This is a genomic window from Corynebacterium segmentosum, assembly GCF_900637825.1.
Lineage (GTDB): Bacteria > Actinomycetota > Actinomycetes > Mycobacteriales > Mycobacteriaceae > Corynebacterium > Corynebacterium accolens.
The window spans coordinates 651,795-666,766 of sequence record NZ_LR134408.1 but is presented as its reverse complement, the minus strand read 5'-3'; the positions used below and the strand labels follow the sequence as shown (position 1 = coordinate 666,766).

The 14,972-nt window shown below is 58.3% G+C and carries 11 protein-coding genes, 1 tRNA gene and 1 pseudogene; 8 read left to right on the top strand and 5 right to left on the bottom strand.

The features are described 5' to 3' along the window. Positions 1 to 241: 241 nt before the first annotated feature. From EL217_RS03280 to EL217_RS03270, 3 genes and pseudogenes are all read left to right on the top strand, one after another. A complete protein-coding gene (locus EL217_RS03280; RefSeq protein WP_172596705.1) occupies positions 242 to 685 on the top strand; it encodes a MarR family winged helix-turn-helix transcriptional regulator in 444 nt (147 codons plus the stop codon). A 74-nt stretch (positions 686 to 759) separates the two neighbouring features. After that, positions 760 to 993 (top strand): annotated as a pseudogene (locus EL217_RS11470) (MFS transporter); the annotation flags it as partial. A 73-nt stretch (positions 994 to 1,066) separates the two neighbouring features. Then, positions 1,067 to 2,122, top strand: coding sequence for an MFS transporter (locus EL217_RS03270; RefSeq protein WP_126318552.1), 1,056 nt, complete (start codon positions 1,067 to 1,069; stop codon positions 2,120 to 2,122). Positions 2,123 to 2,162: 40 nt separating this feature from the next. Here the strand turns inward: EL217_RS03270 and EL217_RS03265 are convergent, their stop codons facing one another. The 3 genes from EL217_RS03265 to EL217_RS03255 all read right to left on the bottom strand — a co-directional run bounded on the left by EL217_RS03265 (position 2,163) and on the right by EL217_RS03255 (position 6,708). Beyond that, positions 2,163 to 3,962, bottom strand: coding sequence for a siderophore-interacting protein (locus EL217_RS03265; protein WP_232018385.1), 1,800 nt, complete (start codon positions 3,960 to 3,962; stop codon positions 2,163 to 2,165). A gap of 406 nt (positions 3,963 to 4,368) precedes the next feature. Further along, positions 4,369 to 5,352 (bottom strand): ABC transporter substrate-binding protein, encoded by a 984-nt coding sequence (locus EL217_RS03260; protein WP_005277584.1) that lies wholly within the window; start codon positions 5,350 to 5,352, stop codon positions 4,369 to 4,371. A gap of 339 nt (positions 5,353 to 5,691) precedes the next feature. Next, positions 5,692 to 6,708, bottom strand: coding sequence for an iron-siderophore ABC transporter substrate-binding protein (locus EL217_RS03255; protein ID WP_005277582.1), 1,017 nt, complete (start codon positions 6,706 to 6,708; stop codon positions 5,692 to 5,694). A gap of 631 nt (positions 6,709 to 7,339) precedes the next feature. On the opposite strand from EL217_RS03255, the gene EL217_RS03250 reads away from it, so the two are divergent. The 3 genes from EL217_RS03250 to EL217_RS03240 are packed head-to-tail and all read left to right on the top strand — an operon-like array spanning position 7,340 to position 10,304. Continuing rightward, complete coding sequence (locus EL217_RS03250) at positions 7,340 to 8,365, top strand: FecCD family ABC transporter permease (protein ID WP_005277580.1); 1,026 nt, start codon at positions 7,340 to 7,342, stop codon at positions 8,363 to 8,365. Further along, positions 8,365 to 9,477, top strand: coding sequence for a FecCD family ABC transporter permease (locus EL217_RS03245; protein ID WP_005281828.1), 1,113 nt, complete (start codon positions 8,365 to 8,367; stop codon positions 9,475 to 9,477). Before EL217_RS03250 ends, EL217_RS03245 begins: the two co-directional genes overlap by 1 nt. Next, positions 9,474 to 10,304, top strand: a complete 831-nt coding sequence (locus EL217_RS03240) for an ABC transporter ATP-binding protein (RefSeq protein ID WP_005277575.1) — start codon at positions 9,474 to 9,476, stop codon at positions 10,302 to 10,304. Before EL217_RS03245 ends, EL217_RS03240 begins: the two co-directional genes overlap by 4 nt. 88 nt (positions 10,305 to 10,392) lie before the next feature. Here EL217_RS03240 and EL217_RS03235 read toward each other — a convergent pair. Together EL217_RS03235 and EL217_RS03230 are read right to left on the bottom strand one after the other, a co-directional pair. Beyond that, positions 10,393 to 10,469 (bottom strand) — tRNA-Met (locus tag EL217_RS03235). Between the two features lie 161 nt (positions 10,470 to 10,630). Beyond that, on the bottom strand, positions 10,631 to 13,600 hold the full coding sequence (locus tag EL217_RS03230; protein WP_197719664.1) for a UPF0182 family protein: 2,970 nt from the start codon (positions 13,598 to 13,600) through the stop codon (positions 10,631 to 10,633). 123 nt (positions 13,601 to 13,723) lie between these two features. On the opposite strand from EL217_RS03230, the gene EL217_RS03225 reads away from it, so the two are divergent. Together EL217_RS03225 and EL217_RS03220 are read left to right on the top strand one after the other, a co-directional pair. Beyond that, the gene (locus tag EL217_RS03225) at positions 13,724 to 14,260 is read left to right on the top strand and encodes a PPA1309 family protein (RefSeq protein ID WP_005277569.1); all 537 of its coding nucleotides are present in this window, start codon (positions 13,724 to 13,726) and stop codon (positions 14,258 to 14,260) included. Positions 14,261 to 14,296: 36 nt separating this feature from the next. Beyond that, complete coding sequence (locus EL217_RS03220; protein WP_023016930.1) at positions 14,297 to 14,965, top strand: hypothetical protein; 669 nt, start codon at positions 14,297 to 14,299, stop codon at positions 14,963 to 14,965. The last annotated feature ends 7 nt before the right edge of the window (positions 14,966 to 14,972 follow it).

The window sequence follows — 14,972 nt, the reverse complement described above, 5'->3', positions numbered from 1 at the left end:
AGAATGGAAGAATCGGTATCGCTTTTCGCACGTTTGAGGCGCCGGCCCCGGCAGAAACAGGCTCGGGGGAGCGCCACGTTGTCCAAAACAACCGCGTTTCACCAAAAATCGACCCGAAAAATGGACAAACGCGGTTGTTTTATACGCTTTCCGGTCTTCACCGCGATCATCTCGCCAAAATTAGCGTGCAATAAACACGCGTGCACTAGACACGCGTGCACTATGCATGTATTCTTCTGGCATGGACACTCCAAGCAAACAAGTCGCCGACGCACTGGGACTCCTTTCCCAGCGCAGCCTCCGTCGACGTATGTACACCCACCTCACCGAGGGGCTCGGTGAAGAAATCAACGAATCCACATATTTGGTGCTCAGCGGCCTAGACCGCTGTGGACCCTCCACTCCGAAAGAGCTCGCCTCAGTCATCGGCTTAGACCGCTCAGTGGTATCCCGCCACGCCTCGGCCCTAGAAAAGGCCGGACTCATCGCGCGCGCTACCGATCCCCGCGACGCGCGATGGATACAACTGTCGCTGACCCCACTGGGAGAAGACAACGTCGCCGTGATGCGCTCGCGCCTGACCCAACAATTGGAAGAATTCCTCGCCCGCTGGCCGGAGCCCGCGCGACAACAATTCGCGGAAATGCTCACCGCCCTCACCCACGACGGACCATTCGCCTCCTAATACCTCCATCACTCTCTCCATCATGACCACACCTCACCACGCCATCTGCGCACGCACTTCGAAGGAAACCCCTCATGCAGGAAGAAGAAAAACTCGACCCCCAGACCAGGCGGGTCGTCATTGCCCTAGTCTTCGGCTCAATTTTGCCGCTGCTAGATATCAGCATCGTTAACGTCGCCATTCATTCCATCAGCGAGGCGTTCCACGCACCGATAGTTCTCGCCCAATGGGTCATCACCAGCTACGGGTTGGCCTCTACTATGGCCATTCCGCTCAGCAGCTGGGCAACGCGCCGCTTCGGCGCCAAAAATCTCTGGATTACCGCGCTCGCAACCTTCACCGTCGCTTCAATCCTGTGCGCGATGTCTACCGCATATAGACATGCTCATCGCCTTCCGCGTCCTGCAGGGATTCGCGGCGGGCTTCTCGGTGGCGGTGATGCAGACGCTCATCGTCACCAATGCCGGGAAGGACCAGGCCACACGCGCTATCACCGCAATCGGTCTACCAGCGGTCATTGCGCCTGCGATTGCCCCGCTACTGGGCGGGCTGCTTGTCGATGCCATCGGCTGGCGCGCCATCTTCCTCATCAACGTCCCCATCGGCATCGCCGCGATTGCCCTTGCCGTGCACTATCTAGAACGGACCCCAGCAGACCCTGCAGCCCAGCCGGACCGCATGGGATACCTCTTGCTCGCGCCAGGTTTGCTCGCGGCGGTCTATGGCTTTACCACCATCGGGCACATGAGTTCTTGGGCAAGCGTAATTCTCCTCGCCGCCGGTGCGGGGCTGATTGGATACTTTGTGCTGCATGCGCTCCGGGCGCCATCGCCGCTTATCGATGTCCGCCTATTTACCCACCCCTCGTTTGCCTCAGCGTGGGCAACGCTGGCCATTGCGAGCACCGTGTTTTATGGCGGGCTGTTCCTCATTCCGCTGCACTATCAGAGCAACTACGCCTACACCGCACTGCATGCGGGACTTCTGTTAGCCCTACAAAGCGTGGGCGCCTATTTCAGCCGCTCGGCATCGAAAAAATTCATCGCCCGTTGGGGTACGCGGAAGACCGTCTACATGTGCATTGCCGCCACTATTATCGGAACGCTACCTTTCGCCTTTCCCACCGGCCAGGCGGCAGGCTGGCTCATCCTTCAAGGCTGCGCGCTATTCGTGCGCGGCGGCGGAATCGGAGCCCTTACGGTGCTCACGATGTCCGCGACCTACCACGGCTTATCCAAAGGTGAAGTCGTCCATGCCAGTGCTGCGGGCCGCATCGCGACCCAACTTGGTAGCGCACTCGGCGTATCCGTCTGCACGGTGCTGATGACCCTCACCCACGGGATCGGCTGGACAACCTTTGCCTACTTCACCGTGTTCACCACGCTTATGGCAGCCACGGCCACCCGGCTCCCGTCCGGGACCGTGGTCCGGAAATAAAAGGTTAAGCTCGAGGCATTTGTCCTACCGAGGTTCCTCTTTAGGAATTCGCTTCTGCTTCCAGGACGAAAAGGTGTTTGCCCCAGCCAACAGCCGTAGCAGAAGAAATAAGAGCGGAGCTATCAGTTGTAGCAGCGCTGACATCGTCCTGAGTAGGCACCTTGGTGCCGAACATGGAAAGCCTCACCAAGTCCTCTTCATAGGAATGCTCATCGCCGCCGGTTTCCTCGAGGACCTCGGTAAGGATATAAGCCCGGCGGGACTTATCCCCACTAACCGCGCGGCCTAATTCGACAGCCACCTCTTCGCTACCAAAGATGCTCCAGGGATCGATGAAAATCACGTCAGTTGCCCACGCATAGTCTGTTTCGGTGGGAGAAAGCCCGCGTCCGTCGCCGCCCATCTCGCAGCGTGCATGAGAGGCCACTGCGATTTCCCGTAGCACCGCTTCCGATGAAGCATCGGTGATAATCCGGCATTCAGCATGCTCGCATCGGCGAAGGATTTCATCTGCATATACTGCACCGCCCTGTCCAACGATAAGCACGCGAGCCCTTTCACAGAGATAATGCTGCAGTTCCTTTGCCGCGGAAGGAGCAGTCCACCCAGCACTCACATTCTTTTGCTCAAAGCGTTCGGCTGCCAGGTGCGGGTCTTGGCCAAGATATTCTGACCACGGCAATCCCCTTTCGCCTTGCGGCGCCGACTCTCCGGTACGAAGGCTGTGTTCAAGGCGCATCAGCGCCATCGCCTCAAGATGCGCAGGCCCGCTTAACCAACGCACCACATTGGAATCTGGGTCCGCCAACTCAGTTCCCATTGCGGTCAACGCGAGGGTACGCTCGCGTACTTCGACGAGTTGAAGAGCCGCCAGGTAACGGATAAACCTCCGTAGCGCATCCTCGTGCAGTTCTGTCGCAGCAGCAAGAGCAGGGACCGTGTTCGCACCTGCATCGATTTCTTGGAAGAGCCCTAAACGCACGGCAGTGCGGAGCGCAAAGGCTGAATTCAGCTCAGCCAGATCATGGATATTGTGCAAAACACTATTGCTGCTGTTCGATGCGCTTTCTTTAGCGTCGCTTTGGCTGGTACGCCGCCAGTAGCCTGTGATTTCCCGATGCTCAGGGGAAATTCCGGAAGCCTTAAACAAACGCCGCAGCGGTTTCAGCCGGGAGGCCTCCCCCGCCGCCCATGCGTATGCTTCGCCACCTGGCAATGCCGACTGAGAAGTCTCCTCAAAAAGCGCACGCGACTTTTCTACGAAGTCCTCGCCTCGGTCACGTATGGCCCAGTGGATCTGTACCGAATCGGGAATGTCTAGGTCTTGAATATCAGCGCTCGTCGGAACCTCTATCACCGCAACCGCGCGATGCCCTGGCGAGAGTGATTCCAGGCAGCGGCCGATTGCTGGGAGCGCCGTCTCGTCTCCTGCCAAGAAAAGCCAATCGGTATGCGTGGGTAACTGTGCACACGATTTCGGCCCTGCCACAAAAATGGGGTCACCGATGCGGGCATTCTGGGACCAGTTTTCGGCCAAGCCCTGACCATGGCGCGCGAAATCTATGGCTAATCGCCCGCGTACAGCGTCAAAGTAGCGAACCGTGTATGTGCGGAATAGGTTTTTAACGGCTTCTGGCCACAATAAGTTGCCATCATTTTGCGCTATTGGGTGCGGCCGCTCCCCCGTTTCCGGATCCGGGAAGATGAGCCGAACGTCGTCGTCAAAACCATGGCTTATCAGCGAAGGAACGGAAATACCATCGCGATCGTGGTCTCGGAGTTGCTCCCCGCTGAGCGTAATTCGCCGCATGGCTGGCGATATATCTTCGATATTTTCCACATACAATTCCCGGTAAGAAATTGGATAAATTTCCCTGCTCCGGCTGTTCCTTGGCATTTTTGAGACCATTCCCCTCTCGGTTTTGATGGCTTTTATTTCACTTTATTCGATGGCCTAAATTGTCTTATTAAGTTGTGCTGACGCCTTGAACGCCTCTCCCAGCGCCAAGCATTTTCCGGCTCACCTACACACCTTTTAATACAGTCATCGTGCTGTGCCGATGAGCGAATATGCGGGAAGCGTGAGGCCAGGTTTTCGGTTTTCGAAGGGCAAGAACGGACGCACCACTGCCTTGGGTACAGTCCATTGAAGAGAACGCCTCCCGATAAATCGGAAGGCGTTCATGACTACCTGCTGCAACGGAGCGAGCCTCTTCTAGCAGGTATCAGGGTTATGCGGACCTTGACTACTTTCCAACCTTTTCCAGCGTCGGCATCGTCTTATCCAGCACCCAAGCTCGGCTCAAGCTCGTTGGGTTGTTGAGTCCGGCGACGACAGCTTCATCGCCAGCGAGAGTCGCATCGGATTTCACCTGCGGCAGATCTTTGTAACCCGGAATATTTTCAACCTCTTCGATTGAGCCGGTGCGGTTATAAATAACCATAAAGTCGGCCGCCAGGTAGGACACGTTTTCCGGAGAAAGCGTGACGCGACCCTTATCAACAGGCACGGATCCGTCCGTCAGCTTGTCTGGGAACTTCATGCCCAGATCGTAGATGAAGGATGCACCCGGATCCTCAGGGTCAGCAACGGCACCAAAGGAGCCCTGGGCAAATTGGGAAACAATGCCGGTCTTACCGGAGAGGTTAGGCAGTTTCTCCTTCACGTCGGAGAAACGCTTCTGGTCCTCTTCAATGGCTTTCTTCGCTTCGGATTCCTTATTGAAGATCTTGCCCAAAGCTTCTAGCTGAGATTCCCAGCCAATTCCCTCACCCTTATCGGAGATTCCGCCGAGAGTCGGTGCGATTGCAGACAATTCCTTGTAATTAGCCTCGGAAATTGTCCAGTAGTCACCAACGATGAAGTCGGGTTCGATTGCCGCAATCTGTTCCTGGGGCAGAGTCTTGAAGTCTGTCTGGTCGATCACCTTGACGCCATCAAGCTTGCCCTCGCGCCAGGGCGAGTTCTTGTCTTTTGCATTCTGCACGACGGCTGCCGGTTTAATTCCAAGTTCCAGCAGGTTATCAACGGCCGGCCCCACGGCAACCACGTTCTGCGGGTTGACCGGATACGTATCCGTGCCGCGTGCGTGCTCAATGGTCACGTCCTCTGCGACTTCGGAGGTTGTTGCCGCTTCATCGGTTGAATCGTTCGACGAGCAACCTGACAGAACCAATCCGGCACAGATAGCGGCAGCGATAAATGAACGCGCGCCCCTTTTTACTGACATCCCTTTTCCTTAAAGTCGGTTTCCTGAGGTTGCCTTTCAGCTCTTTTCATCGGATTTTCCGGTAGACCCGAAGGCAACTTTTAAGTTAGGTTAGCGTTACCTGGGCCACGTTGCAATAGATTTGTTAAACTATTTTCCTATAGATATTTCCTATTTACAGGACCCCTAAGCCCACACCTGCACAAGACCCATTCCCCTAGCTATAAAAGTGCGGGGGCCAAAGAAAATGCTGCTTGACGATGCACTTCCGGGCAGCGGATCGGCGGTGCGACCGGCTTCCCACACAGCGAAAACCGCCCCCTCACATTCATGCGGGAGCGGTTCAGCGATTGACTCCTATTACTTCGTGGCGTCCGCCAACGGCTGCTCGATCTTATCCAACAGGTAGTCCAAGCTCAGCACGGTCTGCCATCCGAAGGCCTTTTCTAGGTCACCTTCCAAGTAGACACTGTGCCCGTCCTTAACGGCGGGTAGCTTGCTCACGATTGGATCCTCGGTAACAGATGCCTTGTCCTGCGTCGGAGCGTAGGACAACTGGTCCCACACCAGTACGTCGGAATCAACCTGGTCAGCGTTTTCCTTGGAGACCTCGCCGTAGAATTTATCCTTGGTGATTGCCGCGTAGGCGGGGTTGATCTTGAACCCCAGCTCGGTAAAGAAGCGGCTGCGCGGATCTTCTTCAGCAAAGACGGCCAGGCTGTCGGCAGAGACGGTGGCCACACCGAGTTCCTTCTCGGCCCACTCTGGGTGACGGCCCTTTAGGTCTGCAAACTTCGCTTTAACCTGCTCCACCTGACGTTTTGCTTCTTTAGGCTTTCCTACGGCTTGCCCAATCTCTTCCGTAGTCACGTCCCACGGTTGCTGCAGCTCTTTATATTCACCCTTTTGCACGACGACAGGGGCGATATCGGAGAGTTTCTTGTATGTATTTTCATCAATATCCGAGTACACGGCCACGATGAGATCTGGTTTGTCTTTAGCAATGGCTTCCGCATTGACCTCTGTGTCTTTATCGATTCGAGGGGTATCCCCCTCGATCTTGTCGTTAGACCAGTTGCCCGCAGCCTGCCCGTCTGGGGTCATGCTATCCCAATACTTCACGGAAACCGGCGTGATTCCGAGCGCCAGCAGCGCGTCCTGATCCGTATAGCCTAGGGAGACCACACGCTGTGGGGCTTCCTTGATTTCGGTGGAACCATAGCGATGCTCGATGGTGGTGGGGAATGCGCCTTGCTCGGCGTTGACCGCCTGGGAGTCTGCAGAGTTTTCGGACTGGTCATCAGTCGAACACGCCGTCACCGCGGTGCCCAGAGCCAGCACAGTAGCAGTACCGACAAGAATTTTCTTGAGTGTCATTTTTCTCCGTTATTACTGGTGACGGATCTCAGCGCAAGGCCTAGTCCGTTCACGAATGGGGAAAGGTCAGAATTTTTGGTCGGTTATACCCAAATGGGGGGGAACCAAGTTCCCCAATCGACAGCCATGATGACGCATTCTTGCACGTTAAAAAGATAACTTAGGCTTGCCTAAATAATCAATGTTACGCTGGTCACTAAAGATTTCCAGCTACCGCCTATGCGATGCACATGCAGCACACTCAACTTTGAGACAGGCACTACAAAAGGTGCCGCATAGAGTTTCACCTAAATAGTGGGCGCCTAGGGCCAGTTGCGATGACTTGCAGCCCTTCACTTTTACAGTCTTTTAATTAAATGAAGGCTTACCTTACATGAAAACGGTAATATGCTTGTCCATGATTGACAATCACACCCAGCAACAGCCTGAGCCACGCCTCGGGCGCAGCTCCCCTCCCCGCCCAGCGGGAGTAGCTAGGTACCTTTCTCCACCCCGCGACTTAGGGAATCCCATCGCAACCTGTGAGCCAGTACTTTCCGTGGCGTCACTCCGCAGCACCGGTGCTCGCTGGGCACTATTGGCTGGGCGTGGGGGGCATCGGCAAGCGGAAGCAGCGATTGGAGGCCACGCCATGAGTGTGCGCACTACCCGCCTCCTGGGTCTAGGGGCGCTGCTCCTGCTGGTCCTCGTTGGCACTATCTGCAGTTTGCTGTATGGCGCCCGTTCCATTCCTGCGGAGGACGTGTGGACTGCGCTGCGGGAACTCCCGGCCGCACGCGGTGGCCAGGAGGAAGTTTCCACCAACCAACGCGTGGTAGCTGAGCTGCGGCTGCCGCGCACCATCCTGGCCATCATCGTGGGGGCAGCACTCGGAGTCGCCGGTGCTCTCATCCAAGGCCACACCCGCAATCCCCTGGCGGATCCGGGAATCCTGGGTGTCAGTTCCGGCGCGGCGCTCAGCGTTGTGGTCAGCTTCGCTTTATTTGGCATCAGCGCCCCGTGGGCCACCGTCGTGGTAGCGTTCCTCGGCGCGATTGCGGCCACCGCACTCGTCTTTGGCCTGGCCTCCGCGGGCAAGGCAGCGGTCGATCCTTTGACCTTAGTGCTAGGCGGTGCCGCGCTGTCGGCGGTCTTAAGCGCTATTACCAGCGCATTCGTTCTCACCAATGAGAATAACCTGGACCGGATGCGCTTTTGGACCGTTGGCTCCCTGGCCGGCAGGGATATGAACATTGCGCTCGGCATCTTGCCGTTCGTGGTGCTGGGGCTGGTCCTGGCGTTCGCCACCGGCCCGCAGCTGAATATCTTGAACTTAGGCGACGACGTCGCCGCAGGGCTCGGCATCAATACCGCGGCCGCAAGGCTGGGCGGCATGGGCATCATCGCGCTGCTGGCCGGCGCGGCCACGGCTGCCGCGGGCCCGCTGGGCTTCATTGGCCTGGTAGTGCCCCATATCGTCCGGGCTCTTACCGGCCCAGATTATAAGTGGATTTTGCCGTACTCAGCACTTGCCGGCGCGGCGCTATTGCTGTGTGCGGACGTGGTAGGCCGCCTCATCGCCCGCCCCGGCGAGCTCCAAGTGGGCATCGTTTTGGCCTTCGTTGGTGCACCGTTCTTCATCGCCTTGATTTACCGGAAGAAGGTGATGACGCTGTGATGCGACGCAACAAAGCTGCACAAGCTGTACAGGATAAACAAAATACGCCGTGGCAAATGCCCGGCGGGATACCATTCCGGGCTGGGCCCATCTCCTTCCTCTGGCGCCCGAGGGTGGTGCTGGTATGCGTTATCGCCGCAGCGCTCATTGTCTTTTTGGGTGCCCTTTCCATTGGGCTGGGCGATTACCCCATCTCCGTTCCCCGGGTACTTGAGGTGATCTTCCAAGGGGAAGGAAGCCGCGTGGAAAGGCTCGTGGTCCTGGAGTGGCGCATGCCCCGCGTGGCCACCGCCATCGCGGTCGGCTGCGCGCTGGGGCTGTCCGGCGCGCTCACCCAAACAGTCACCCGCAACGCGCTGGCCAGCCCCGATATCCTCGGCATCACCACGGGAGCCTCGGCCATGGCCGTCACGGTCATCGTCCTCGGCAGTGGCGGTGGGTTCGCCGGTTGGCTCGCCGGAATCGGCATTCCTCTGGCCGCGTTGCTGGGTGCGATCCTGAGCGCCACGGTGATTTGGGCGCTGGCTTGGCGACGCCAAGCCGATTCCTACCGTCTCGTCCTCGTGGGCATCATTATTACCGCGCTGCTGAGTTCCTACATCAATTTCCTCATGGTCCGCGCGGAGCTGCGGGATGCAAGCCAGGCACAGTTCTGGCTCACCGGTTCCCTAGCGAGGTCGGAGTGGAGTACCACCATCCCCATCGCCGTCCTTGTGATCGTCTGCGCCCCGTTGCTGGCCTGGATCGCCTACCAAGCACTGGCCACCACTCTGGGCCCCGACCTCGCCAGAGCGCTGGGCCAGCGAGTCAACGCCGTGCAGGTAGCGATGCTGGCATTGGCCGTAGCCCTAGCTGCGGTAGCGGTCTCCGCTGCCGGGCCCATCGGCTTCATCGCCTTCGTAGCGCCCCAGGTGGCCCTTCGGTTGTGTGGCGTACCCAGTCCCCCGCTTGCGGCGTCGGCGCTTACCGGCGCAGTACTGCTGCTCGGCGCGGACATCGTCACCCAAGCGGTTCTGCCGGTGGAACTTCCGGTGGGTATTGTCACCTCCGCACTGGGCGGCATCTTCCTCATCTACCTACTCGTTCAACGCACTAGGAGCACAGACGCATGACCTCCCCCATTCCCCAGCCAAACGCAGACCGACCAAATACCGCCGGTGGCGTCGTCGCTTCCTCGGTCACGGTGGGCTACGGACAGCGCACCATTATCCGCGATCTCAGCGCCACGTTCCCGGCCGGAAAGATCACCACCATCGTGGGGCCCAACGGATGCGGTAAATCAACCTTGCTGCGCGCCATGTCAGGACTGCTCAACCTTGATACCGGGACCGTGAGTGTGGATGGCCAGAATATCTCGGACATGAAGCGCAAGGACGTCGCCCGCATACTGGGCATGCTGCCCCAATCCCCCGTGGCCCCTGAAGGCCTGTTGGTCTCCGATCTGGTGGCCCGCGGGCGGCACCCACATCAGGCCTGGTTCCGCCAGTGGTCCTCCACAGACGAAGACGCAGTATTCGAGGCCCTAAAGCAAACCGGTTCTGCAGATCTTGCTAGCCGCACGCTGGATGAGCTTTCCGGCGGCCAACGCCAGCGCGTATGGATCTCCATGGTGTTGGCGCAAAACACCGACATCCTCTTCCTAGATGAGCCGACGACGTACCTTGATCTCGCGACCTCCGTGGACATCCTCGAACTAGTCGATAGCCTGCGCCAGGAACTAGGCAGAACGGTGGTAATGGTGCTACACGATCTCAACCTGGCGGTGCGCTACTCCGATTATCTCGTGGTTATGAAAGACGGCCAGGTCATTGCTTCCGGTACACCCGCAGAGGTCATCACCGCAGAGCTCCTGCAGGAGGCTTTTGATCTGCGGGCGCGGGTCATTGAGGATCCGGAGACTGGAGATCCACTCATCGTTCCACTCAGGAAACCGGCTTAGGTCTACGCCCAAGGGTTAAGCCCACCCACTAGGGTGGCGCATAAGTAAAGGCCCCGGCCAGAATCTTTTCTGGCCAGGGCCTGGAAGTTGGTAGCGGGGGCAGGATTCGAACCTACGACCTCTGGGTTATGAGCCCAGCGAGCTACCGAGCTGCTCCACCCCGCGTCGAGATGACTTCCATCATCTGCGCTTGAACAGTGCGTTAATACTTATGTATTCGCTCTGTCCCGGCGACTTCTGTAACTATACAGACAGGAAGGCACCTACCCAAATCCCCTGGGTAGGTGCCTTATTTCCTGAGTTTCTACTACGCGAAGTGAGAGGCTTTAGCCCTCGGACTTCTGGTAGGACTCAACTGCCTTGTCCAACTCATCCAAGGCGCGGCCGTACTCTTCAAAGGAGCCATTGCGGGCATCCTCCAGGCCCTTCAGGGCCTTGTTGATGTCCTCGATAGCGCCTGCTTCATCGGAGGAACGAGGGGCCGAAGCCGGAGCGGATTCCTCAGTAGATTCCTTCTTCTCGTCCTTCTTGTCCGCAGAAGAGCTGTCCTTAGCGGCATCGTCGTCGCCGGAGTCACCCTCGATCTCTTCGATGTCCTGGGCGGACTTGGCGTCGATTCCCACCTGCTCAAGGGCATCACCGATAGTCGGTGCGTAGCCCACGCGGCCCTTGTAGGACACGAGCACGCGCAGCAGCTTCGGGAAGGCGGAGGCCTGATCCTTGCGCTGCGAGTAAATCGGCTCGAGGTAGAGGATTTCGCCGCCGCCGACCGGCAAGGCCAGCAGGTTACCGTTGTGCAGATCGTTGGTGCCTTCCCACAGGGTGCGGTCGCGGGCCACCTGGTCAGAAGACATCATGGCGTCCTGTGCCTGCTTCGGACCCTGGGTCTGCGTATTGGTTGGCAGCACGCGCACGGTGATATCGCCGTAGGTATCCGGATCGGAAGATACCGCCATGTGTGCGGACAGGAACTCACGGTTCAGACCACGGTATGAGGTAGTCAGCTGGAAGCTCGGGTCGCCGGTTTCCGGATCGGCAGCCATCACGTAGTACGGCGGCTGGTTCAGGTCACGGGATTCCTCTGCGGTCGGGTCATTCGGTACGGACCAGAAGGCGTCGTTATTGAAGAAGACGTTCGGGTCATCAACGTGGTAGCGGGCCAAGAGGTCACGCTGCACCTTGAACATGTCCTCTGGGTAGCGGAAGTGCTCGCGCAGCTCATCGGAGATCTCGGATTCCGGCTTCACCACATCCGGGAAGACACCTTCCCATGCCTTGAGCACGGGGTCTTCCTTGTCGAACTCGTAGAGGTCCACGCTGCCGTCATAGGCATCCACGGTCGCCTTCACGGAGTTGCGGATATAGCCCACCCGGTCATTGACCAAGCGCTGGGTTGTGCCATCGGGGTTGAGGGCGTCCTGGGTGGCATCGGAAAGCGAAGCGCGCTGCGAGTACGGCAGGGAGTCCAGGGTGGTGTAACCATCGACGATCCACTTCAGATGACCATCAATAACGGCCGGGTAGGTAGCGGAATCGGTGGTCAGCCATGGGGCAGCCTTCTCCACGCGCTCGCGGGGGTCGCGGTCATAAAGCAGCTTGGATTCGCTGCCCACGCGGTCCGAAAGCAGGAAGTTCAGCTCGCGGTACTTGGCGGCATACATGGTGCGGTCAAAGAGATTGCCAATCTCAACGCCGCCCTCACCGTCATAGGTGTAGTTGGTGCTATCGGTGTCGTACTCCACTGGGTTCTCGCCGGTGGTACCGGTAATGGCGTAGTCCAAATTATCTGCGGCACTAGCGATGACCGGGCCGTAGTAAATGCGGGGCTGGTCTACCTTGATGCCCAAGGACTTCTCGGCATCTTGGGTCTCGCCCTCACCCTCGGACTCGCCGGCCTGGGTCTGTAGGTCAGAGACGGTGAAGATGGGGTAACCACCGCGAGCAGAACCGGCATCGCGGGCAACCTCATCGACGGTATTGGCCTGCGCGGCTACGAAGCCATTGCCGTGGGTATATACGGTGTGGCGGTTGATCCAGTCGGACTGGTTTTCGCGCAGCTCATTCGGGTCCAGCTCGCGGGCTGCAACGACGAAGTCGCGCATCTTGCCATCGATTTCATAGCGGTCCATGGACAGCGTTTCTGGGAACCCATAGAAGTTCTTCAGCTGCTGCATCTGGGTAAACGTCGGCGACAAAATCTCTGGATCCAGCAAGCGCAGGTTATTGATGGTGGCGTTATCGGAGGCAACCTTGTCATCCGATACGTTGTCGCCGCCCCAGTTTTCCTTGTAGGTCACGTGGTCATCGGTAAGCCCATAGGCATACCGCGTGGCCTCGATATTGCGGGCAATGGACTCGTTTTCCTTCGCCTGGCGGTTTGGCTGTACCGAGAAGCGCTCCATGAGCAGCGGCCATGCCTGGCCGATGATGAGCGAGGACGCGAGCATGAGCACGACGGCGAGGCCAGGGATGCGCAGGTCCTTGATGACGATGGCCATAAAGAGCGCAATAGCGACGAAGACGCCGATGATCATCAAAATGATCTTGGCGGGCAGGTAGGCGTGGATATCCGTGTAGGAACCACCGGTAAACAGGTCGTGCTCGGAATACAGCAGCCCGTAGCGCTCCAGCCAGTATCCGGCGACCTGGGCCACCATCCACAGCCCGGCCGTAATGGCAAGCTGCAGGCGCGCCGAGCGGGAGATAGAGCCGCGCACGCCCGCGGCCTTATTGCCAATGCGGATTCCGCCCAAGATGTAGTGGCCGAATAGGGCAATGAGGAAGGCGAGTACAAGCAGGATGGACAGGGTGCTGACCACCATCTGCAGCACGGGCAGGCTAAAGGCATAAAAGCCCAAGTCGTGGTGGAATTGGGGGTCTTGTACGCCGAAGTCCTGACCATTGAGGAATAGCATCACATCGCGCCAGTGGGACTGGCCGATGAAACCGGCGATGATGCCCACGATGGCCGGGATGACCTTGAACAGCACGCCCATGGACTTCTCAATGGACTGGCGGTACTGATAGACCGGCGAATTCAAATCCCCCATATCCAGGGAATCGGGGCGGCCGCGCCAGGCAAAGAACCCGGCTGCCCACACCACTGCGGCAGCAACGAGCCCGAAGATGATAAAGAGGACTATGCGCGCAATAATCGCGGTGGTGAAAACACTGCGGTAATCAATGGAGCCAAACCACCTCCAATCCGTGTACATACCCACGAGCATGGGTCCGAAGAATAAGAGGACGGCAATGATGGCCGCAATAATTGCCGCGACCTTAGGTGGCCGCTTCAATGGGGCGGCTGGTGTGGATGACCCTAGGGACAACGCCAGCTCCAATCAAATAGTGCGAATATTAAACATGTAGACTTTTTCCAGTTTAAGGAATCAATACCCAGATAACGAATAAGGATGCCTATGAGTTCCCCCGAATTATCACAGCCAGCTTTAAACCGCGCTATGACGGAGGCCGTGGAGTTCGTCCATGCTGAAGGTTGGGACGCCCGCCCCACCATCTTCGCCCTTGTTCCCACCCATCTGGTGGCGGACCAGCTAGCGGCCATGGATGAGGAAACCGCGTCCCCGCTGACCCTTATCGTGCAAGACAATGTCCCGGAAAACATCGAGCCGGGTTCCGAGGAATTGGCTGATTACGTCTCCCGCTTGGCCTGGCCGCGCGAGGTCGCGGGCGCCATCTTGGCCCAGGAGATCAAGTTCCGGGATACTTCTAGCGAGGACCCCTCCCCTCGCCCGGCGCGCCTGTATTCGGGTGCCCTGCGCGAGGAAGGAATTGAGACCACCTTGCTGCAGCTGCGGCCCACTGAAGAAGAGCTTGAGGCGGCCGGCCCCTTTGCTGAGGACGATATTCAGCTCCGCGGCGGCCCGCAGGTGGCCCCTGGCGTAATCGCCGCGCTGCGCTATGGCCTCAACCAGGATCCGGATGAACTAGACTAAGTGGCAATTAAGCCCGCAACCAAGGAGTTCTATACAGTGCGACGCCTTTCCTTCACCCGCCGTTCTTCTGCCCGCACCGCTACCGCGGCGGCGTTACTAGGGCTCAGCGTGGCTGCGGCAGGTTGTTCTTCCGATGCTGATGCGCCTGACGATGCCCCCGTAGAGACCACCTCTGCGGCCACCACCACCACGACCTCTGAGAACGACAAGGAGTCCGCGGCATCAAGCACCGAATCCTCCACGTCTTCCACGGAGTCAGAATCGGCAGACAAGGACGAGGACGAGGCTTCCGAGGAAAGCACCACCCGCGAGCCGAGTGCTGGCGGCGAATTGGATAAGTCAGTCGCCAAAGTCTACGACGTATATAAGTCGCTGGCACCCAAGGACTTATTCGCCCAGTTTGAGCGCTGCGATTCCACCGGCGGGGACTCTTCCTACAATTGCTCCGGCCCTAAGGTGGGGCAATTCCAGTTCTTTAAGTCGCACTCCAAGGCCTCCCAGACCACCCAGGTACTTACAGAGCTGCGCAGCTCCCATGCCATCGAAGACGATGGCGATCGCGTCGTCGGCTGGTCCACGTTGGGCACCACGGCCGTTATCACCGTGGTGGATAATAAGGAAGGCCTGGTCATGCAGCAGATGATCTCTTCTGACCAGGTGGACCCGGAAGAAAAAATTAAGGAATTGGGCCTAGTAAAGGACTAGGCCCCGG